At 50.0% G+C, this 21,637-nt stretch carries 12 protein-coding genes; 11 read left to right on the forward strand and 1 reads right to left on the reverse strand.

What is annotated here, in order from left to right:
* The first annotated feature begins 12 nt into the window (after window positions 1-12).
* From hypF to HUU10_01270, 11 genes are all read left to right on the forward strand, one after another.
* Window positions 13-2,289, forward strand: a complete 2,277-nt coding sequence (gene hypF, locus HUU10_01220; protein ID NUQ80206.1) for a carbamoyltransferase HypF — start codon at window positions 13-15, stop codon at window positions 2,287-2,289.
* 91 nt (window positions 2,290-2,380) lie between these two features.
* A complete protein-coding gene (locus tag HUU10_01225; protein ID NUQ80207.1) occupies window positions 2,381-4,495 on the forward strand; it encodes a hypothetical protein in 2,115 nt (704 codons plus the stop codon).
* 31 nt (window positions 4,496-4,526) lie between these two features.
* Window positions 4,527-6,740, forward strand: a complete 2,214-nt coding sequence (locus HUU10_01230; protein NUQ80208.1) for a T9SS type A sorting domain-containing protein — start codon at window positions 4,527-4,529, stop codon at window positions 6,738-6,740.
* A gap of 52 nt (window positions 6,741-6,792) precedes the next feature.
* Complete coding sequence (locus HUU10_01235) at window positions 6,793-8,565, forward strand: hypothetical protein (protein NUQ80209.1); 1,773 nt, start codon at window positions 6,793-6,795, stop codon at window positions 8,563-8,565.
* On the forward strand, window positions 8,562-11,393 hold the full coding sequence (locus tag HUU10_01240) for a TonB-dependent receptor (GenBank protein NUQ80210.1): 2,832 nt from the start codon (window positions 8,562-8,564) through the stop codon (window positions 11,391-11,393). The genes HUU10_01235 and HUU10_01240 overlap by 4 nt, the downstream gene beginning before the upstream one ends.
* A 2-nt stretch (window positions 11,394-11,395) precedes the next feature.
* Window positions 11,396-12,397 carry a PorV/PorQ family protein gene (locus HUU10_01245; protein ID NUQ80211.1) on the forward strand — a complete coding sequence of 334 codons (1,002 nt, stop codon included), beginning with the start codon at window positions 11,396-11,398 and terminating at the stop codon, window positions 12,395-12,397.
* Window positions 12,394-13,623: a hypothetical protein gene (locus HUU10_01250; protein NUQ80212.1), complete on the forward strand. Its 1,230-nt coding sequence runs from the start codon at window positions 12,394-12,396 to the stop codon at window positions 13,621-13,623. The genes HUU10_01245 and HUU10_01250 overlap by 4 nt, the downstream gene beginning before the upstream one ends.
* A 68-nt stretch (window positions 13,624-13,691) precedes the next feature.
* Window positions 13,692-15,179 carry a circularly permuted type 2 ATP-grasp protein gene (locus tag HUU10_01255; GenBank protein ID NUQ80213.1) on the forward strand — a complete coding sequence of 496 codons (1,488 nt, stop codon included), beginning with the start codon at window positions 13,692-13,694 and terminating at the stop codon, window positions 15,177-15,179.
* On the forward strand, window positions 15,179-16,153 hold the full coding sequence (locus HUU10_01260) for an alpha-E domain-containing protein (protein ID NUQ80214.1): 975 nt from the start codon (window positions 15,179-15,181) through the stop codon (window positions 16,151-16,153). Before HUU10_01255 ends, HUU10_01260 begins: the two co-directional genes overlap by 1 nt.
* Window positions 16,150-17,103: a transglutaminase family protein gene (locus tag HUU10_01265; GenBank protein ID NUQ80215.1), complete on the forward strand. Its 954-nt coding sequence runs from the start codon at window positions 16,150-16,152 to the stop codon at window positions 17,101-17,103. Before HUU10_01260 ends, HUU10_01265 begins: the two co-directional genes overlap by 4 nt.
* A gap of 208 nt (window positions 17,104-17,311) precedes the next feature.
* On the forward strand, window positions 17,312-19,885 hold the full coding sequence (locus tag HUU10_01270; protein ID NUQ80216.1) for a T9SS type A sorting domain-containing protein: 2,574 nt from the start codon (window positions 17,312-17,314) through the stop codon (window positions 19,883-19,885).
* A 166-nt stretch (window positions 19,886-20,051) separates the two neighbouring features.
* On the opposite strand, the gene HUU10_01275 is transcribed toward HUU10_01270, so the two are convergent.
* Window positions 20,052-21,575, reverse strand: a complete 1,524-nt coding sequence (locus HUU10_01275; GenBank protein ID NUQ80217.1) for a 6-phosphofructokinase — start codon at window positions 21,573-21,575, stop codon at window positions 20,052-20,054.
* Between the last annotated feature and the right edge of the window lie 62 nt (window positions 21,576-21,637).

A 21,637-nucleotide genomic window follows, 5' to 3' on the forward strand; every position in this document is an offset into this window, starting at 1 on the left:
CCGGACCCATCCATGGGCACCCTGACTACCATCCGGAAGGAAATCACCGTCAGGGGACGGGTTCAGGGAGTTGGATTCCGGCCGTTGGTCTACCAGCTGGCCTATGCCTGTGAGCTAACCGGTTACGTCTACAATTTTGGTCCCGGGGTATTTATGGCCCTTGAAGGACACCCCAACCAGTTAGATCAGTTTTCACACCGACTCAGAACTCAGCTTCCTCCTCATGCCGCCATCACCGGTTGGTATGAAACGACTCTTCCTGCCACCGGGTTGACCACCTTCATCATCGCAGAAAGTCCGGGCGGATTCCCTCCTGAAGCTGATATCACTCCAGATCTGGCCACATGTCCGGATTGTCTGAAAGAACTGTTTGATCCGGCCGACCGGCGTTATCTGTATCCGTTCATCAACTGTACAGCCTGCGGACCGCGTTTCTCCATTATTGAGGCCTTGCCATACGACCGGCCCCGTACCACAATGAAAACGTTTCCCCTTTGTCCGGATTGTTTTGCCGAGTACCACAACCCGATGAACCGGCGTTTTCATGCCCAGCCGGTGGCCTGTCCGGTGTGCGGACCATCGGTAACTCTGGTCACACAAAAAGGAGAACCAATCCAAACCGGTCAAAAGGCCATCGAAGAGGTTTGCAGATTGATTCTGAACGGAAGCCTGGCTGCAGTAAAAGGTCTGGGCGGATTTCAGTTATTGTGCGATGCAACGTCAGACGCAGCGGTGCAGTTGCTTCGTCAGCGAAAACACCGCGAGGAAAAACCCTTTGCAGTCATGCTGCCCGACGACACCTGGATTGATAAAGTGGTAGTCTGCAACGAGGTTGCCCGGCCTTTGCTGACCAGTCAGTCCTCACCGATTGTTCTGCTTCCGGCTAAAGAGAAAAACCCGATCAGCAAATGGGTCAATCCGGGAAATCCGACACTGGGGGTGATGCTTCCTTACACCCCGCTTCATCACCTGATCATGCGCCTGGCTGGCCGGCCGCTTGTTGCCACGAGCGGCAACCGGAGCGATGAACCCATTTGTACGGATAATCAGGAGGCACTCGACCGTCTTGGCGACATTGCCGATGTATTCCTGATACACAACCGGCCTATCAAACGTCCTGTGGATGATTCGGTGGTCAGGGTTGTGGGCAACCGGACCCTGGTGATGCGGCGTGCACGGGGATATGCTCCGATTCCCTTTCAACTTCCTGGAACCACCGGAGAGACCGTTGCGGCCACCGGTGGATTTCTGAAAAATACCGTGGCTCTGCACACCGGGGAAAAAATCCTCATCAGTCAGCATATTGGTGATTTATCCACCGAAGAGGCCATACATCATCATCAGGCCGTACTGAATGACATCGGAAATCTGTATGATCTGAAACCAACCGTCTGGATCAGCGATCTGCATCCGGACTATCCATCGACACGTACGGCCCTGAACCAAACCGGAAAACAGAGTTCCGTTCAGCATCACATTTCCCATCTGGCTGCCTGCCGGCTTGAATATGGCATTCGGGGCCCCGCACTCGGGTTCTCCTGGGATGGAACCGGGCTGGCAGAGGATGGAAGCATTGCCGGCAGTGAAATGGTGCAGACCAATGATCATGATTTCAAACACATCGGGCGGTTTCTTCCCTTTCCGCTTCCTGGTGGCGATTCGGCTGCGCGCGACGTCTGGAAACCCGGGCTTTCCCTGCTTTCGGCTTCATTCGGAAATACAGAACCAGAAATGGAACAGTTGATTTCGGAATGGCCGGTAAAGAAAACCGACCTTGCCATTTACCGGCAGTTACTTGGAAGACCTTCGGTTCAATGTTCAAGTGCAGGCCGGGTATTCGACGGACTTTCTGCCTGCCTGGGGCTGTCGTTCCGAAATTCCTTCGAAGGTCAGGCAGCCATGGCGCTGGAGTTTCACTCACGGGAATCGGAAGCAGCTCCTTATCCGTGGCAGTGGCTCGGATCAAATCCCACCTTTCTGGATTGGCGTCCCCTCATCCGATCGGCAGTGTCGGATCATCTGAAAGGAGTACCGGTTGGTGAAATCGGGTATCGGTTTCACCTGACTCTTACCGACATGATTCATTCTGTGGCACAACAGCAGGGGGTCAGTCAGATATTGCTGACCGGTGGCTGTTTTCAGAATCAATTGCTGCTTTCCCTCACCATCGACCGGTTGGAAAAAAGTGGTTTTAAGGTATTTGTTCCCCAGCAAATTCCATTGAATGATGGTGGTCTTTCTGCAGGTCAGATTGCCGCCTATCACTTTGGCTGGCTGAAGGATCGTTAGCTTGTTAACTGTATTTTAACAGTAACGGACGGGATTGTCTTTGCATCAGTCGGGCTTCGGGGTTAATTTCGGCGCTAATAACATTTAAACCATGACCCAACGCACCATCCATTCAGGAATGACCAGATTCCTGTTCATCGCCCTCTGTCTGTTCACCGGCAGCACGACCGGTTTTTCACAGGATCTGTTTACCCAAAAAGCGACCAGTACAGGAAACATCGGAGTCAGCTTCAGCAACACGGGTGTTTTTGGCAATGCCTTCAATGCAAATTTTCAGAAGGGGATGCCCTCACTTGAATACCCTCTTGGTTCGGGAATCGAGCATATTTTTGAGGGAGGACTGTGGGTAGGAGCCCGGGTGGGATCGGAAGCCCGGGTATCAACTGCTGCTGCCGGCGAAGATGCAAATGGTTATGGGGCAGGTGACGAGGGATATGAATTCACCGTCGATACCATTAATACACAGATTGTTGAGAGATCCAGTTTACAGGATTCCCGTTTTGCCAGTCCGCTTGCAATTTCTCATCAGGATTTTGTCACCTGGTATACTGACAGACGAGTCACCATTCCCGGTCCGAACACACCGATCACCAATCACACCAAACCCATCGGGCTGGCTGTACGGCAGGAATCTTATGCATGGTCATTTGCCTTCACTGATTTTTTTGTAATTGTCACCTACCACATCACCAACGAATCAGCCGATACACTGAGAGATGTTTACACCGGAATCTGGACTGATTTTGTGGTAAGAAACGTCAAAGTAACGGCACCGCGCGGATCTGCATTTTTCAGTGCACATGGAAACGGTGTAATTGACAGTCTGGCCTCCCAATATGCCTTTGATGCCAATGGAGATATTGGTTTCACCGACAGTTATGTGGCCTTGAGTTACCTTGGAACGTTTTATCAGAATCAACTGATCAACCGCAAAACCGATCCCGGGCACAAACTGAATTATCAATACTGGGGATTCCGCGGCGCAGATCCGGCCTCCCTTTCCCCCATCAATGATGCTGAACGTTACCTGCGAATGTCGACCAGCATGACGGAAGCAGATATACAGGTCAAATACACCAAGGCAGGTAACCGCTCGGCCATGATGGCAGCCGGCCCGCTTGCCTCTGTTGCACCCGGAGAATCTTTCGAGGTTGTATTTGCAATTGTTTGCGCAAAAAAAACCGGTTTTGAAGCTGCGGCCCTGGACAAACCCGAACAGAAAGTCGACCTGATCACCAATATTGGCTGGGCCCGGAGCACCTTTCAGGGCGAGGATGTTAACAACAATGGGGTTCTCGATCCGGGTGAGGATGCCAATAACAATGGAATTTTGAACCGGTACATTGTTCCAACCCCTCCCAATTCCCCTAGAATCAAAGTGGTTCCGGGCGACCGGATGGTCAGCCTGTACTGGACGAAGGCCTCGGAACAATCAGTAGATCCCATTTCGAACCTGAGGGATTTTGAAGGATACCGGATTTTTAAAACCGATCTGGGCGATGAACTCGATCTGACCCGCAGTCTGAACGATCAGCTGAAACTGGTTGCCCAATTTGATCTGGCCGGAAATCCATGGGGATTCAATACCGGATTGGAAACATCGGGCGCTTTCTCGAATCTGACCGCTTCGCCTGTCACCTTTGAAGGAGATACCACCCGTTATCATTACCGGTATGATTTTCCCGGTTTAAAAAACGGATGGATGTACAATTTCGCTGTAACGGCCTTCGACCGGGGAGATGAAGTCAAACGTATTCCTCCACTGGAATCACCGGTTCGGGCCAGTTCCCTTCCCGCTTTCCCGGGAACCATGCCGAATGAAAAATTTGTAAATGGTGATCCGTTTGTCTACCCGAATCCGTTCTATGTAAAAGCCAGATGGGACGGAGCTGGTGATGTGAACCATCGGATTCAGTTTGCGAATCTGCCATCGAAGGCCACAGTCACCATTTTCACGATTTCGGGAGACAAGGTTTTTTCCTTTGATCACGACGGAACCCCCGATTCGGGCAACAGGACCAAGTGGTTCGATACGTTTGGTGCCCGGACCTCGGGTAACTGGCAAGCCACTTTTACCGGTGGAGAATATGGCTGGAATCTGGTCTCGACGGGAAACCAGAACATTGCCTCAGGTCTGTATCTCTTTACTGTTGAGGACAAAGACAGCGGAGACGTGAAAACCGGCAAATTTGTCATCATTAATTAATCTCTATTTTATCAATAAACAGGAATCAACCATGAAGAAACTGGTACTAACCCTGGTTGCTCTCAGCAGCCTTGCACTGGGTGCCTATGCCCAATACCCCGTTAAATCGGTCTACGAAACCCAATTCCGCAGCGAAGCCGACCTGCTTGCAAAGAAGGATTTATCACCACTCATTGCCACCCAGGATAGCTATTCAGATACCATTTCCATTGTGGCCGTCGTTCTGGAAGCCCCCTATCAGGCCGATGGAAAACGAACCTATTACAGTTCATCCAGTCCAACCATTGTGCGGTTTAATGTGGCAGACACCACTTTTCTACGCACACGTGATTTTGCATGGAACTGCATCAATGTTGCCACCGATCTCGATTCCTCCTTTACCCCGAAAGATCCGCTCAAACTGGGTCAGCTTGAACCCGGTATGATTGTGAAGCTGACCGGCCGTGTTCGTGAATTTCTCAAATCCACCCAATTTGAATTGCTGAAAGGAAGAAAAGAGGGCGGCGTCACTGTCTACACCAACATCGTGGAAGTGATTGATCAGGTCGATTTATCCGAGTATCCGAAAACCATTTCTCTGCCCATAGCCACCTTCAATGTCGGAACCTGGGTGAATAACGTTACCACCACCCAGCAACTGGTGACGGGTGAACCTTACGAATCGGCCCCTGTTTCCTTAACCAATGTGACTGTAACGGGTCTGATTAAAAACAATGGTGAAGCAGAAATTTTTATTCAGGATGGGTCGAACAACGTATTTGCCGTCGACAATCAGGCCAACCGTTTCCGTTCGGATCAGGGTCTCTGGCCAAGCGGCAAACCCATTGCCCCGGTCAACGCCCGTCTGGACTCCATTCAGGGATATATCAGCACCTACAATTCGAACGGCATGTATGGTATTAATCCGATTAACTCTGATTGGGTGTTTGTAGCGCCCAACATGCCTCCTACGATCAGCACCTGGACCAAATCCAGGAAATACTACGCACCAAACGAGGCAACCACCATTACCTTCTCGGTGGGTGACAATGATGGAACCCTGACCAAGGTGGCTATGAATTACCGTACCAGCATCAGCGATGATTTCACAGAAGTCCTGGCGGTAAAAGGCACCGGAAACGATTATTCCGCCATCATTCCTGCTGTTACTGAAGACAGTGCGTTTGTGGAGTTTTACCTGACTGCCACCGACAATGGCAATTCTACCACCCGTCAACCTACGGTTGATAATTATGCATTCTGGGTGTTAACCGATGCACCATCCATCGGAACCATTCAGTTTTCCCGCCGGTCGGATACCGAATCGCTTTTCAAAGGCGATACACTGACTGTTGAAGGTGTGGTTACCTCGACCCGCCGCCTGATCGGGGATGTGTACTTACAGAATGGAACCGGTCCCTGGAGCGGAATCCAGATTTTTGGTGCACGAACCGATTCGTTTGAAGTGGGAGATCTCGTCCGGGTAACCGGAACGGTAGACGAATTCAGCGGTAAAACCCAGATCCGGTATTTCACCACGGCCGACTTCACTGTACTCGATCGCGGAGTTCCCCTGCCTGCAGCCACTCCGGTTGCCTCTTCCGACATTATGAATGGTGGCTCCCTTTCCGAGGCCTTTGAAAGCGTTCTGGTCTCTCTTGCCAATGTTTACGTGATTAATACCAACTCGAACATTGCCACCGATGGAAAAAGCCGCGGAGAAATTCTGGTCAGTGAAAATGAATCTGCTATTTCAGGTCTGACGATTGATGATAAAGCCAACCGGAACAACCACATTCTTCCCTTCATCAATACCCTGAATGTGGATTATACCCTGACCAAGGCAGATTCACTAAAGGATTTGTTCACCCTCGGCCAGAAATTCGAGACCCTGAGCGGTATTGTGGATGCCTTTTTCCTGTCATATTCACTTCAGCCGCGTGATTCAGCCGATTTCGGATTCAACTCAGGAATTTCGGTTCGTGATGAAAATCCGGGTGCATTTGAACTGTCACAAAACTATCCAAATCCGTTCAACCCATCGACCACCATCCGGTTCAGGGTTCCTGTTACCTCCACGGTCACCATCGAAGTGTTTAACCTGCTTGGTCAGCGCGTGACCACACTGGTCAACAAACAAATTGCAGCCAACACCAATCAGGTGGTTACCTTTAACGGAGCAGGTCTGTCCAGCGGATTGTATTTCTATCAGCTGAAAGCAGACAACCGGGTCATGGCCACCCGGAAAATGATGATGATCAAATAAGGAAACCAGAAATGTAAACCAGCCGGGTCTGTATCCGGCTGGACCTTTTCCCATGATAAAGAACCACCCTTTCATCCGGTTTGCCGGTTTTGCAATCCTTTTACTGGCAGTCAGTTCGTGTAAAGAACCGCTGCTGGATAATCCGACCTGCAATCTGCCACCGGAAACCACCCTCTTCCTCGATACCACCGACGTAAACACGGTGATTTCCATCTCGGAGATTACCCTGTTCTGGAGTGGCGATGATCCGGATGGTGAAGTGGCTGGCTATTTCTATTCAGTGGATTCGATGGCCACCTGGCAATTCACCACAGAACGGTCGGTCAAGGTCATCGTTCCGACACTGGGAAAAGACACCATCATCACCAGATTGTTTGCTGCGGCAGCCGATGCCAGCGGTGATGGCAAGTATAACTCCTCGGTGCTTTACCTCGGTAAAAACATTGGAGGTGAACCCTTCACCGATCAGAATTCGGATGGACTTTTTTCATCTGGTGAACCCTTTACTGATATCGGATTGATCGATCCGACCCCTGCCGGATTTGCCATCCGGATCAAAAACACCCCTCCGGTTGCCCGGTTTCAGGATGAGTCAGACATTCCTGCCGTTACGCTGCCGGTAGCCACTTTTGCACTGGATGGAACCGATGCCGATGGCGTTCAGACGCTGAACCGGGCTGAGATTGCACTGAATGATACAACCGGTGCAAATTGGGTCAGTCTGCCTGCCAAACCAGGGCTTGTCACGCTGATTGCAGACCTTTCAGTATCGGGTGACACCACCGAAGCCTCCATTTTCCTCGGTTCCGACCTGAAGCCGACCGGGACGAAAATCAAAAACCTGGCCCTTAACGCGAATAATGTGTTGTACTACCGGTTGGTTGATAACACCGATGCCCACTCACCGATTGTATCGATGCCAGCCAAGGGAAGCGGGAAGATCTGGCGGGTCAATGCCTCGGCCAATGCGGGCCAGCTTCTGATCATCCGGGCACATGAACTGGGAGACGGAGATTCGCTGCGCTCCGTTCTGAAACGTACACCATCGGGCGGTGTGGGTGGCTATTACAGCAATCCGGATCTGGTTGCTTTGCAAAATCCGGACTTTTCGCAAACCATCAGCAAGGGAATCAGAAACACACTTATCCGTGCAACCGTGTTCGCCTACCGGAAACTGATCTGGTATGGTATGACGGACCCGGCCGTTAACCTGGCTCAGTCGGTGATTCCATCTTATCTGAATGCCGGTGGAAAAGCCTTTGTGCGGTTCGGTTTCAGCGGATCGGAAAACGCCCTGGATCTGGAAGGATTGCGGTTCCTGCCCATTGACTCGGTGAATCAGACTTATTATTTCGACAACGGTACCACACGGAACGGATTTGCTTCCTTTTTCCGGTCCAATCGTTACATCGTCCGGGATTCTGTTGGCACCTATCCCCCGGCCAATTTGCCAGATCCTGTTTTTTTTAACTCCCTTCCTCAACGATTGGGATCACAAGCCTTTATTTCGCAATCGTTTTACACATTTGTCCCCTCCTCACAGGCCATTGTACTTTACCGGCACGATGTTCCTCAGTCACAGGACACCTGGCCACTCAGTAAATCACGGTATGGCGGCTTTGGAACCCCTGTTGTTATGATTGAGAATCTGAACCGGAATCTGGTTTTTACCACGGTTCCCATCACCTTCCTGACGCGGATTCCACCGGGAGAAACCTATCCGAAATCAGAGGGTGGAAAAACCTATGTGAATCCGGCCACGGAGATATTATCGAAAATTCTGTCGGTTGAATTTGAACGACCCTCTTCAAGGAGGCGGCCATGAAACGGTGGATTCTTCCCCTCCTTCTCATAATTCTGCCGGCAGTGGCTTCGGCCCAGTCGGGTTCCATCAGCGGAACCGTTCGTGATAAGGACACAAAAGAGGCTCTGATCGGGGTTAACATCACCCTGAAAGGGACTTATTACGGTGCTGCCACCGACTATGACGGGAATTTTAAAATCGACCATATCACCCCGGGTGAATACAACGTTCAGGCGTCCTATGTCGGGTATAAAAAGATTCTTCAGACCGGAGTCAAAGTGGTGGCCGGTAAGGATACCCGTCTGAATTTCAACCTTCCGGTCGAAGAACTTTCACTCGATCAGGAGGTGCTGGTCATTGGTGAAAAGCCCATATTCGACATTGAGCAGGCAAACTCGGCGGTTTCGGTTAAAGCAGAAGATCTGGCTGCCACACCTCTTCAGAATATTCAGCAGGTGGCCGGAAATCAGGCTGGTATCGTTCAGACCGTGGACGGTATTTATGTTCGCGGAGGAAAGCCGTATGAGACCGGATACTATGTCGATGGGGTTTCAGCAAAAGATCCGCTGGCAGGAACCGGCTTCGGTCTGGATCTGAATCTGGATGACATTGATGCCGTGGATGTGGTGACTGGTGGTATCGGGGCTGAATCGGGGGCTACCAGCGGATTCATCTCGGTAAAGACGAAGGAAGGCGGTAAGGATCACCGGCTTAAAATCAACCATCAGCGTGACTACTTCACCGATGGCGATAATGATTATGACTGGTCGTGGAATTATGATTCCTGGGATGGAACGCTCAGCGGTCCGCTCACCCCTCTGACCCATCTGGCAAAGCTGGCCGGAACCGATGCCGGAGAACTGACTTATTACACAAACTTCTCTTACTCGGGCAGCGATGAGTTTACCAAAAAACCGGCCCGCCAGTTGTATTCTTCCCTGTTTGATAACGAAACCAGTCTGGCTCCCAAGCAGGATAACCGCTGGTCGGGTTCTGTAAAAATCACCTGGAAACCTCAGCCCACACGCAAATGGTTTTACAGTTACCGCCGGTCTGTGAATATTAACCAGAACGCAAACATGCTCCGGTTCATTTCCCTCACCGGTGATCTGAGGCCCGGATATCAGTATTCCTTTTCTTTGATTCCCGATCAGGCGACCACCTTTACCAGTGACCTGAATCAGATGATTCTTGGTTACACACAGACCCTTTCCACCAATGATTATGTCGATTTCCGCGTGGCACGCGTCTTTTCGAAATTAAGAGCCGATGCCAATGGTCGTCCCTGGCGTCCCGATTCGCTGAGCGAGGATTACAATCCCGAAAGCATTATTACCGATCCCATTTCCTACTGGAGCGGATCCACTCCGGACATCCGGTATGTGGTCCAGGGAGACCCAACCACCGCCGGATTATATAACAAGGGTATTTCGACCACCTGGCACGATCACTGGGCCGAGGAATACACCCTGAAAGCTGATTACACCTGGCAGGATCAGCGAGTGGTTTTCCAGACCGGAGTTGAGCATATTTTTTCTACCTATCAGTGGGTCGACGTTCAATCCCCCTGGATTGGCGCCCCGGTCCGCACCGGTGAACCCACCACGAGATTGGGTTATTCATCTGAATTCTGGAAAGTGTCTCCGCAAAATGGTGGCATTTATGCGTCCTACCGGGTCAGCGAAAAGGGATTTATCGGAAGCATTGGTCTGCGTATGTCCTATTTCTATCCAGGTACCTTTGCCGACGATCTGATCTTTGCAAAGAATAATTCATTCCCCATAGCTCCGGCCTTCGTTTCGAAATATAAAAAGGAAACCATCAGCCTGGCCGGAACCTCGGTCTGGATGCGGGCCCTGCCAAAGGTAAAGGTCTCCTTCCCGGTTTCGGATAACCAGATGCTCTTCTTTAATTACGGACACTCCATTGCCTGGCCACAGGCTTATCAGCTGTATTCCCGGATAGATGAAACCGATGTGTCGAGACTGCGTGGCGACCGCCGGGGAAATCCGACCCTGAAGCCTGAAACCACCGTCGAATACGAATTGGGAATCCGGAATCAGATCACAGCCAACGATGCCCTGACTGTGGTCGCCTTCACCAAGGATAAATTTGATTATATCACCACCACAGGTGATCAGGAAATTCAGTATAACAACCAATATTATTATACTTACAAAAACGATGATTATGCGAAGATTCTGGGAATGGAAGTCACCTATCTGACCCGGATCACCAAGGATCTGCGTCTCAATTCCTCGGTTTCCTATCAGCAGGCATCGGCCAAATCATCGGATTTCTCTGATTTCAGCACACGGAAACGCGACGAAATCACCACCAAGGAAACCTTCCTGCCCTGGGATCGCCCATGGATGTTCAAAACCAATCTGACCTGGCAAACTCCTTCTGAAATCGATGGCTGGTGGGGTATTCTGGCCAAAAACTGGAATCTGAACCTGTCGGCCAATCTTCAGTCTGGAAAACGGTATGATAAACTGACCCCCACGGGGATTGACAATACCACCGGACTTCAGACTTACACCACCCTTCCAACTGACCGGTACTCACAAATCGGTGAATGGTGGTTCTGGTCCGATCTGGGAGCCCGGCGCACCATTCCGGTAGGCACAGTCAGAATGGTTCTGAGTGTAAAGGTGACAAACCTGTTCGACAACAAGAACGCCACCATCATCAACCCGCTGACGGGAACGGCCTACGAAGCCGGTGATCCGTATCCCAGTATTGATCCATTGAATCCGCACCCGTTATACACCAACGTCAATCCGTTTAATCCGGCCCGCTATCTTCCTCAACGCCACATTGTGGCTGGTCTGTCGGTGGAGTTATGAGCATGAAACCCATTTTCCTTGTTTTTTGCTTCAGTCTTCTGACGACCCCTTTGTTTGCACAGCTCTTTGGTGATCTGGGATCGAACCGGGTTGCCACCAGTTCCTTTCAGTTTCTGAAAATCGGCATCGGCGCCCGTGAAGCCGCCATGGCAGAAACCGGGGTTTCGGTTTCTGCGGATGCCAATACGCTGTTCTGGAATCCGGCGCACATTGCCTGGCTGCCTACCGCCTCGACCAGTTTCTCATACAACCGCTGGTATGCCGATATCTATCAGACTGCTCTGGCCACTGTTTTTCAATGGGAAGAGATTGGCAGTTTCGGTTTCTCATTTAATTACCTTTCCACCGACCCGATGGAACGACGGACCACTTTCCAGCCATTCGGAACCGGAGAAAAATTCAACTATTACGATCTGGCAGCCGGGGTTACCTACGCACGTCAGATGACCCAGCAGTTCACATTCGGACTGACCGGAAAACTGATCAGAGAACAATTGGCCGAAGTCAGCTACACGGCCTACACGCTGGATCTGGGTATGACCTATCTGATGGATGATAACCGTGGAACCCGTCTCGCCATTGCCCTCATGAATTTCGGGGGTCGTTATAAACCGGAAGGAACGGTTACACCTCCCGATGGTGATCCGGTCAGTCGTTTTCAGGACTATCAGGCACCGAGCAATTTCAGAATCGGAATGTCAACCATGATTTATCAGGATGACATTCACCAGATTCTGGGTGCCGCCCAGCTCAATCACCCGAACGATGGGGCCGAGAATTACGCAATCGGTGCAGAGTACGGTTTCATGGATCTGCTCTTCCTTCGCTCCGGACTGAAACTCAATGTTGAAGAACAAAGCATTCCCTCCTTCGGTCTCGGATTTCGCCGGGAATTGTTGTCCTTCGATATCCGGTTCGACTATGCAGCCACTCACATTTCACCATTGGGTCTGGCCCATCGGCTCAGCCTGAGCATGAGCCTTCCACAAGGAGACCTGCGATGAAATTCTGGTTCCACCTTCTGCTCTCAGGCCTCTTCCTGACCTCCTGTTCCCTTGGCGAAAAGGAAGGCGATGACATTGAGGATATAAGAAAAGCCCGTGATGAAAGCCGCAATTCGGGATCGGTTCCTGCCATTGAGTGGGTTAACGTGGCCGTCTGGCCCGGGCCGTTTAACAAACCGGTCGATGTGATGGTCGGTTTTGACCGTCTGATCTATGTGGCAGATGAACTGGCCGGGACCGTATATCAATTCGATGAAAATGGCAAACAGCTTGGATCATGGTCTGGTCTGAAATCACCCACAAAACTCGGAATGGACCGACGGTTAAACCTGTTTGTGGCAGGCCGGTTCGATACCACCATTAATAACCGGGTTTACAACCTTCCGGCCGTCTTTTATCTGGATATGACTTCAAGCAGGCAAGTGTTAACAACCACCACACGCATTCAGAAGCGGATTATTCATCCGTACTATTTCAATCCATCCGGATCGGGACTTTCAGATGCTGAAAAAGTATCATTTGCCGGTATTGCGGTATTTGGTGATAATTCTTTCTATCTCGCCCGACGGGGACCGGTTAATTCCCTCGCCACCGCATTAGGCGGATATGACAACACCATTGTACAGTTTGATAAAAACCAAAATTACATCGGACATCTTTCCAGCCAGTTGGAACCTTCCAACGGAGCTGGTCTGAAGTCCATCGTTAATCCCATCAGCCTGACCAGTTACGCGGCTCCTCCCCAATCCAACGGCATCAGTCAGTCAAAGGATTTTATCTTCGGCATTGAAGGTCAGAGTTTTTACCGGGTACAGGGACTCACATTGACTTCTGAGGATCTTTACGACTACGACCGGAAATTCCTTTCTCAGGATACCTCAAAAACCAAACGGTTTATGTACGGATTTGTCAGGCGGTCTGGCAATCTGGAAAGCCGTTTTGCATCACCAGCCGATATTGCGGTTGCTGCAGACAAAAACCAATTTATTCTGGTGGTAGACAATAAACTCGACAGCGTCTTTCAATTCACTGCCTCGGGAGAAGAAGGCGTTCCGGTTTTTGGAAGAAAGCATGTCATCACCTCGTTTGGCGGAACGGGCAGCGGCGTTAAACAATTCAGGAACCCTTCCGGAATTGCCTACGGCACTCTGAAACTCTACGTCGCCGATACCGGAAACCGGCGAATCATGGTTTACAAACTCAGCTCGGATATTACCGGCAACTGACCTCAGCAGGGGAAGCAAACGCTTCCCTTATTTTTTTTCGTAATCCGCATGGTTATCTTTACTTATAAATGCAAAAGATAACCACTTCTTCAAATCATACACTTTCCCGCGATTTATTCAGCACGTACCAGAGCGACCGGTTTTTCGACGAAATGTTTGGACCGGGCCTGCAGCCGCGCTCTCATTACCGTGAGTTATGGGATAAACTGAATCAGATGTCGGCAGATGATCTGCTGACCCGGCAGCAGAATGCCGATCTGTACTTTCTGAATCAGGGTATCACTTTTACGGTTTACGGAGACTCGCAAGGTACCGAGAAGATCATTCCCTACGACCTGCTTCCCCGCATTATACAGCAATCGGAATGGATGCGTCTCGAGGCTGGATTGGTTCAGAGGATACGGGCATTGAACCTGTTTCTGAAAGATATCTACCTTCATGAAACCATCCTCAAAGACAAACTGATCCCACGTGAACTGATCTATTCCTGCAAACATTACCGGCGGGAAATGAAGGGGATCCGTGTGCCCAAAGATGTGTATGTGGCCATAACCGGGACCGATCTGATCAGGGACTCAGACGGTCAGTACTATTGTCTGGAAGACAATCTGCGGGTTCCCAGCGGGGTTTCCTACATGCTCACCTGCCGGTCGGTCATGCGCCAGGTGTTTCCTTCCCTTTTCCGGGATTATGGTGTGCGTCCGGTGGACAATTACGGGGATCTGCTGCTGACGACCCTGAAGGAACTGGCCCCACCCGCCTGCCAGCATGAACCAACCGTCGTTCTGCTGTCACCCGGTGTGTTTAACTCGGCCTTTTTCGAGCACACGTTCCTTGCCCGGCTGATGGGAATTCCATTGGTGGAGGGCCAGGACCTGGTGGTTCATAACAATGTCGTTTACATGCGCACCACGGGCGGACTGGAGCGGGTGGATGTTATTTATCGCCGGATTGATGATGATTTCATGGATCCGATTACGTTTCGTCCCGATTCCATTCTGGGGGTCCCGGGATTGTTCAATGCCTACCGGGCCGGAAACGTGACCCTTGCCAATGCCATTGGAACCGGTGTGGCTGATGACAAAGCCGTCTATGCCTTTGTCCCCGACATGATACGGTATTACCTGAGTGAAGAACCGATTATCGGAAACGTTCAGACCTTTCTGCCCTACCGTCCCGATGATTACCGGTATGTCATGGATCATATCGGCGAGCTGGTGGTAAAAGCGGTCGGAGAGAGTGGCGGGTATGGCATGCTGATCGGACCGCACAGTACGCGCGAACAACAGGAGCAATTTAAAAAACTGATTGCCGCCAATCCCCGGAATTACATCGCACAGCCAACATTGGCACTTTCCACCTCTCCCTGCTTTGTGGATAAAGCCATTGAACCGAGGCATATTGATCTGCGTCCGTATGTTCTTTATTCGGGAACAGCGCGGCTGGTGCCGGGCGGTTTGACCCGAGTGGCACTTAAAAAAGGTTCTTTGGTGGTTAATTCATCACAAGGTGGCGGAAGCAAGGACACCTGGGTGTTGGGCGAGGAGGTGGTCTGATGCTGTCACGTGCTGCTGATTGCCTGTTCTGGATGAGCCGTTACCTGGAACGCGCCGATCATACCGCCCGGATGACCGATGTGAATCTGAACCTGATGACAGAAGGAGATCAGGAAGGCCGGGAACGACTCATCCGTCTGATTCATGCTCTGCACATGCCGGCACCTGAAGCAGAGGCAGATGACCTTCGTCCATACTATCACCGGATTGCGGCCGATGCCAGACACCCCAATTCGGTCCTTTCCTGCATTACCTCAGCACGGGAGAACGCCCGGCAGGTCAGAGAAATGCTCAGTACCGAACTCTGGGAAACCCTGAACCGGTTTTATCTCGACCTTCGGGCTGATTGTGCCCGCCAGACGCCGGTGTTTGCAGAATCCTCCTTTTATAAAAAGATCAGAGAGCGATCATTTCAGATCAGAGGCATTGCCGACGACACGCTCAGCCATTCCGAGCCCTGGCAATTTATCAGGCTTGGGCGCTACCTGGAGCGGATGGAGGCGACCTCGGAACTGCTGCGGACGTATTTTAAAGTTTACCGTCTGCAACCCTCACAGGATCACAGCCGGCAATACCTCGAAAAGGTGGAAATTCTGAAATACTGCTCAGCCTTTGAGCCGTATTCCAAAGTCTATACCGCCGATTTCCGGTTTACCTGGATGGCCGAATTTTTGCTGCTGAATCATGATTTCCCATACTCACTCACCTTCAGTACACGGCAGGTCGATTATGCCATCACCGATCTGATTTCGCTGTCGGGACGGCAGGATACGGGTGACCTGCGGAAAGTTACCGGAAAAATCAGATCATTCCTGGAATTTTCAACCGGAGAGGATATTCTGAAAGATGGGATTGATGCTTTTCTGAAACGCATCGAGGATGCCAGTGTGGATATCAACAAGGCCGTCTATCAGACGTTTATCACTTACCCCATCGAAAAGACACCCGACTATCTGGAGACACGAACGGCATGATTTACACAATCCGGCATTCGACCCGTTTTGCTTATTCAGAACCCGTCAGAGAAAATGTCACGGAAGTGAGGCTGAATCCCGTTTCATTGGGAATTCAGCGGTGCTTTTCCTTTCGTTTATCGGTCTGGCCACCCGTGCCGGTTTCTTCCTATTCCGATCAGTATCAGAACCGGATTCATCATTTCAACATTCCCTACGATCACCGGGCGCAGGTCATAACTGCCGAATCAATCGTAGGAATCAGACAGTCCCAGAAACCACTCGATCAGCAGGTCCTTGATCTGAGCTGGGCTGATCTGGATGCACAGGTATCCGATTCCGAATTGCTCGAATGGGTGATCCCCTCCGATTTTACCGAACCCACACCCTTGCTGGAACAACTGAAAACCGAACTGGCCATCAGCCGGGAGATGAAACCCTTTGAACTGGCCATGGAAACCAGTTACCGATTGTTCAAAGCCCTGAAATACCTGCCGAATTCGACCCGTTTCGACTCCCCCATCGATGAAGCCATTTCTCAGAGGGCCGGGGTCTGCCAGGATTATTCTCACATCATGCTGGCCCTGCTGCGCAGTGTCGGATTTCCCTGCCGCTATGTGAGCGGCTATTTGTACCATGCCATCACCAGCAATCATCAGTCGCCCGATACTGCCAGTCATGCCTGGGTGGAAGCCTGGTTTCCGGGTCTGGGCTGGCTTGGACTGGATCCGACCAACAACAAACTGGCCGGAGATCATCACATTGTCATTGCCTACGGGCGTGATTATGCCGATGTACCACCCACCCGTGGGGTGTTTAAGGGATCTGCACGAACAGAAATGGCCATTTCCGTAAGGATTGTTCCGGAAGAGACCATCATTGAATCGGATGTATTCCGGGTGATTCACGACGACAAGGATGTGGATGCGAAGCCAGCCACACCCACCTATGCCGGCAGTCAGCAGCAGTGAGGAGATTTTTTTAGCGATTCAGCCATTTCCCGGAATCTGATCCCTTTCGTATCCACAATCTTAGACTGATCATGTTGATTTTGCCTGTCAGACTCTCGCCAGGTGATTTATCCCATGTTAGAAAATGATTAACAACACGCATTCGATTGGAACCGCTTTGCCTTTATAAGGGTTTCCTAATATTTTGTGGTATCTACGGGAGATTTCTATGCGGCTGATCCTCACACTCACCACCCTCCTTTCAATCACCCCACTTTTTGGACAACCCTTTGGGAGTCCGGTAAATCAAAAGGTGGGAATCATCCAGAATGGACGCATTTTTACTGTCTTTTCCAATACTGGAGTGATTGGGCAACCGAGTTCTTCAGGTCCACGATTTGCCTGGTTGCATCAGAATAACGGCTATTACGGAGACCTTTCCTTTGTAACGAGTATGAAGGTCAAAATGAATGCCGCGACCGACTTTACCAGCCCGGCTATCCAGACTCTTCTGACGAAACATCCCGATTCATCCTATTTTTCCAGTATAATTAATGATGCAACCCGACCAGCAAAGGGTCAGGAACAATCACCCGAAGGGTTGACATGGTCCTACCAGCCTCGTGCAGGTTTTGACAATCATCACGGGTCGTCTGTAGCAATTTCTGATCAACCCGATACATGGCCATATTGGAAAGGATATACAACCTCGCCATTTCAGTACTTTCCATACTACTTCATAGAATTGAAGGATGATTTTGTTGAAACCTTTTTTGTAATGGATGATCATTCGGATGATGAATTTAACCGGACACCGTTTAATCATGTTCCAGTTGCAACGGTTCCTGAGAGAAAAGGACTTGGAATCCGTGCAGAAGTCAGGTACCTGCTTCCCGATCCCCAAAAGTTCGGACCGGTTTCGGATGTGTTTTTCATGGTTCATAAGTTCGTGAATGAATCAGACCATGATTATTCAGAATTCATGCTGTCTTTCATCGTGGGTAACTATGTGGGGGCAACAGGCCATGATGATTCACCCCTGGAATATGATGATGATGTGAGTAAGTACGATTCGGTCACGAAAACCTTGTATTCCTGGGATTTCCCGGGCGATAACTCAAGAAATCCGAACTGGATCGGAAAACCTGGCTTTACAGGTATCCGTCAGATCAGTCCTTCACGGTATAAATATGGCAGTTACTTCGCTCCGGCAAACGATATTGATCTGAGGGATGACGAAGCACTTCGGACTCAACTGATGAAAATTGATCTGGGCGATATTTTCAACTCACGTGGCGAAGATGGAGATGGATTGGTTTCATCGGATCTGTTTACTTTAAAATCGGGTGACTCGCTTGAATTTGTGACCATGGTTGGGTTTGGCGAATCCTTAACGATCCTTGATCAGGTTCTGGATTTGGGTGCTGATTTTTGGAAAGCAAAATTTGAACCGACCGATCTGGCTTATTTCCTGGTTGACCAGAAAAATCTGAACCTGAAAAACACACAGGATCAAACCATCCCCCTCATCACCAAGAATATTGGCACCGAAGAAACCTGTTCGGTCACATTGATCGATCTGAAAACCCGGCAGGAAATCAGTCTTGGCACTTACCCATTAAATGAAACCGGTTTGACCATCGATCTTTCTTCTTTCCGCGGAGACGAGTACCAATTCAAAATTGACCCGACCAATGACGAATTGATTCCATTCTCATTTATTGCAACCATTGAACCAACCGGAACCATCCTTTCACAGGAATGGGATCAAAACCCGTTAACCACTTTTGAGTTCGAGACCAATCCATTCTCATTATCCCCCACCGATTCCTTTGATATCACCTTTGAGCGGGTTCTCAAGTATAACTTTTTCGGTCCTGATTATTCACAGGTGACCTTTATAAACCTTGTTACCGGCGATTCTGTAATTACACCGGGTTTTTCAGATCAATCTAATGAGCGGAATATATATTTTTCAATTCAGGATGGCCTGTCTGCAAAAATCAACAATGCCATGAAGGAGGATTTATTCGATTCAGAGTCCAGCCATTTTGAACCAGACAGTGTCCGATTTCAATCCTTTTCTCCCCATGTCAAGATCGCGGGAAATATGTATCTCAGAGTGATGAAATTATTTGATTTCAAAGTTCAACCAGGCGTTGATACATCAAAAGCTGTAAAATTATTAGGTACAACTATAACATCGAAGATTACACCATTTACAATTCGGGATGAAAACGATAAACGAATACCTTTTATTTTCATAAACCGTACTGGAACAAGCGATAATCTTGGTGCAGGAGATCAACTGTTCTTACTGTTTAATGAAGGATTTACTGAGACGTATCAGGACACCATTAAAGGTCCTGATAATTCAACGTACAGGTTTGCAAATAGAATTTTTGTTACAAGTTGGGCAAAAATTCCAGCAAACCAAGATGTGGAATCAGCCGAAGTAACCTATCATCGTGCCTTCAAGGGAAAGAAAACCATACGAATTAAGGGATCTACCCTTCTGTCTGCAAGGAATGAGCAGCCCTCTCAGCTCCAGATCGGAAATCCCTACCCGAATCCGTTTAATCCTTCGGTTGCAATCCGGATCAACTCGGCGACCCGTCAGGTCGCAAAGATTCTGATTTACAATGCACTTGGACAGGTTGTTGAAAGCTGGGATGAAGCAATTCCTGCAGGTGAAACCACCTTAAAATGGTCCCCAAAATCAGGTCTTTCGAGCGGGTTGTATTTTATTTCGGTTTCTGCCAGCATTGGTCATCAGGTCAGAAAGGCTGTTTTCCTGAAATAACACCGGTCAGAACAGTAGACAATGAACCATTGATTCAATTAAATGAGTGGTTGAATGCTCAGCTTTGAGATGGGGTTGAACCCAACAACCTGAACCAGACGCTCAAAGTGAAAGGACATTCCCCGGTCCGGATGACAGCTCCCGCCGCCATCCGGACTGACCAGGATTAATAAGGCAGGTAATCGTTCATGTTTTTCACACCGAGACGGTTTGCCAGATTGGCCAGGTCGGTGGAAACGCTGTTGTCGGTGCGGATTTCATCGAAACCGATGGAATATTCCTGACCGGAAAGCACAGCAGGCATCCGGCGGTTTTCACCCTGAATCACCATTTGCATTAGTTTACGGGCCATCCGTTGGGCGAGGGTAATATCCATGTTATTCGGCTGTGCGCCGCGGATATCGCGTGAGAAGCCTTCAGCAATCACTCTTGACCGGGCATTCAGACCAGCTTCCTGCAATTCTTCCATGAAATACTGGGCCGCATTTCCCTTGTATCCCTTTTGCTTCCGCTCGTTCTGTTTATAGCCTTCAGCAACCACAATGACAGTATTTTCACGGTTTTTCAGGGATTCGGCCACTTCCTTCATGTCAAAACGCGAGGAAGGAAGCACGGCCAGGTGAGCACCGGCACCGAGACAACTGTGGAGAGCGTGATATCCGCCGGCAGCACCCATCATTTCAATGATGTAGCAGCGATGGTGGGTCCGGGCATCGGCCATGTAGCATCTGATCTTTTCAGCACCCACTTCCACACCGGTGTGTTCTCCGATACATTCGGTTCCGAACACATCGCTGTCGATGGTAACCGGGATGAAGTACATGAGAATGTTATCGGGCAACAGTTTTGACAGGGCTTTCATCCCTTTCAGTGTGCCGTCTCCGCCAATACCAATGAGAATCTTCACCTTCCGGCGAAGGATATTTTTTGCAGCCTGTTCCTGAACCTCGGGCAATCTGAAATCACCATACCGCTCTGACCGGAAATCGGCTCCGCGGGCCTCCCGAAGCGGCGGGGCGAACATCACGCCAGGAATTCGTTGTAACTGACGGTACAAACGGGGAGAATAAACCAATGCACGGAAATCCTCGGTACGACCACTGACCACAGACCGGAATCCCTCGGCTGCAACGAAAATTTTCCTTCCCATGGCTTCCAGAAACTGACTGATAAAGGCCGTGACCGAGTTGTAACCCGGGGCGCACCCGCCGTCCTGAATAATGAGCACATCCATTTCCCGGTAAAAATCTTCCTCTTCACGGGCAAGCGACGTACCAAAACGGGCCAATTCACGGTAAAAGTGGCCGTAAGCCAGCGGATTTCCCTGCTCAAGTGTTTCGATATCCTGACGGGAAAATGAAAACAGTTCCACATTCGTCAACGCACGGACGGTTCCATTCCGGGCCTGATCATCCACCAGAGACAACTCTCCGAAAAGAGAGCCCTTCGAATAAATTTTGATCGTCCTGTCAAATTTTTCCCAGGCCAGTTCACCAGCGGCCACCAGGTAGGCTTCCCCCCCGGCATCACCTTCCTTGTACACCGTTTCACCGGCTTTGAATTTGGTTTTTTTGAGAAATCCGGCAATTACCCGGATGTCATCATCATTTAGCTGACTGAAATTTTCGACGGACTTCAGAAAACTGATCACCTCGGGGGAGTGGGGATCGAAAGCCATAGGCACCGACATAATCATTCCTTTTTGTATAAAGTTGGCCAAAAATACGAAATTTGACAGTAAATATGGACTTT

The organism is Bacteroidota bacterium, from assembly GCA_013360915.1.
Taxonomy (GTDB): Bacteria; Bacteroidota; JABWAT01; order JABWAT01; family JABWAT01; genus JABWAT01.

Bases quoted from the DNA above. Each gene is read 5' to 3' on its own strand.
- hypF (NUQ80206.1), top strand. From the start codon at position 13: ATGGGCACCCTGACTACCATCCGGAAGGAAATCACCGTCAGGGGACGG.
- HUU10_01225 (NUQ80207.1), top strand. From the start codon at position 2,381: ATGACCCAACGCACCATCCATTCAGGAATGACCAGATTCCTGTTCATC.
- HUU10_01230 (NUQ80208.1), top strand. From the start codon at position 4,527: ATGAAGAAACTGGTACTAACCCTGGTTGCTCTCAGCAGCCTTGCACTG.
- HUU10_01235 (NUQ80209.1), top strand. From the start codon at position 6,793: ATGATAAAGAACCACCCTTTCATCCGGTTTGCCGGTTTTGCAATCCTT.
- HUU10_01240 (NUQ80210.1), top strand. From the start codon at position 8,562: ATGAAACGGTGGATTCTTCCCCTCCTTCTCATAATTCTGCCGGCAGTG.
- HUU10_01245 (NUQ80211.1), top strand. From the start codon at position 11,396: ATGAAACCCATTTTCCTTGTTTTTTGCTTCAGTCTTCTGACGACCCCT.
- HUU10_01250 (NUQ80212.1), top strand. From the start codon at position 12,394: ATGAAATTCTGGTTCCACCTTCTGCTCTCAGGCCTCTTCCTGACCTCC.
- HUU10_01255 (NUQ80213.1), top strand. From the start codon at position 13,692: ATGCAAAAGATAACCACTTCTTCAAATCATACACTTTCCCGCGATTTA.
- HUU10_01260 (NUQ80214.1), top strand. From the start codon at position 15,179: ATGCTGTCACGTGCTGCTGATTGCCTGTTCTGGATGAGCCGTTACCTG.
- HUU10_01265 (NUQ80215.1), top strand. From the start codon at position 16,150: ATGATTTACACAATCCGGCATTCGACCCGTTTTGCTTATTCAGAACCC.
- HUU10_01270 (NUQ80216.1), top strand. From the start codon at position 17,312: ATGCGGCTGATCCTCACACTCACCACCCTCCTTTCAATCACCCCACTT.
- HUU10_01275 (NUQ80217.1), bottom strand. From the start codon at position 21,575: ATGTCGGTGCCTATGGCTTTCGATCCCCACTCCCCCGAGGTGATCAGT.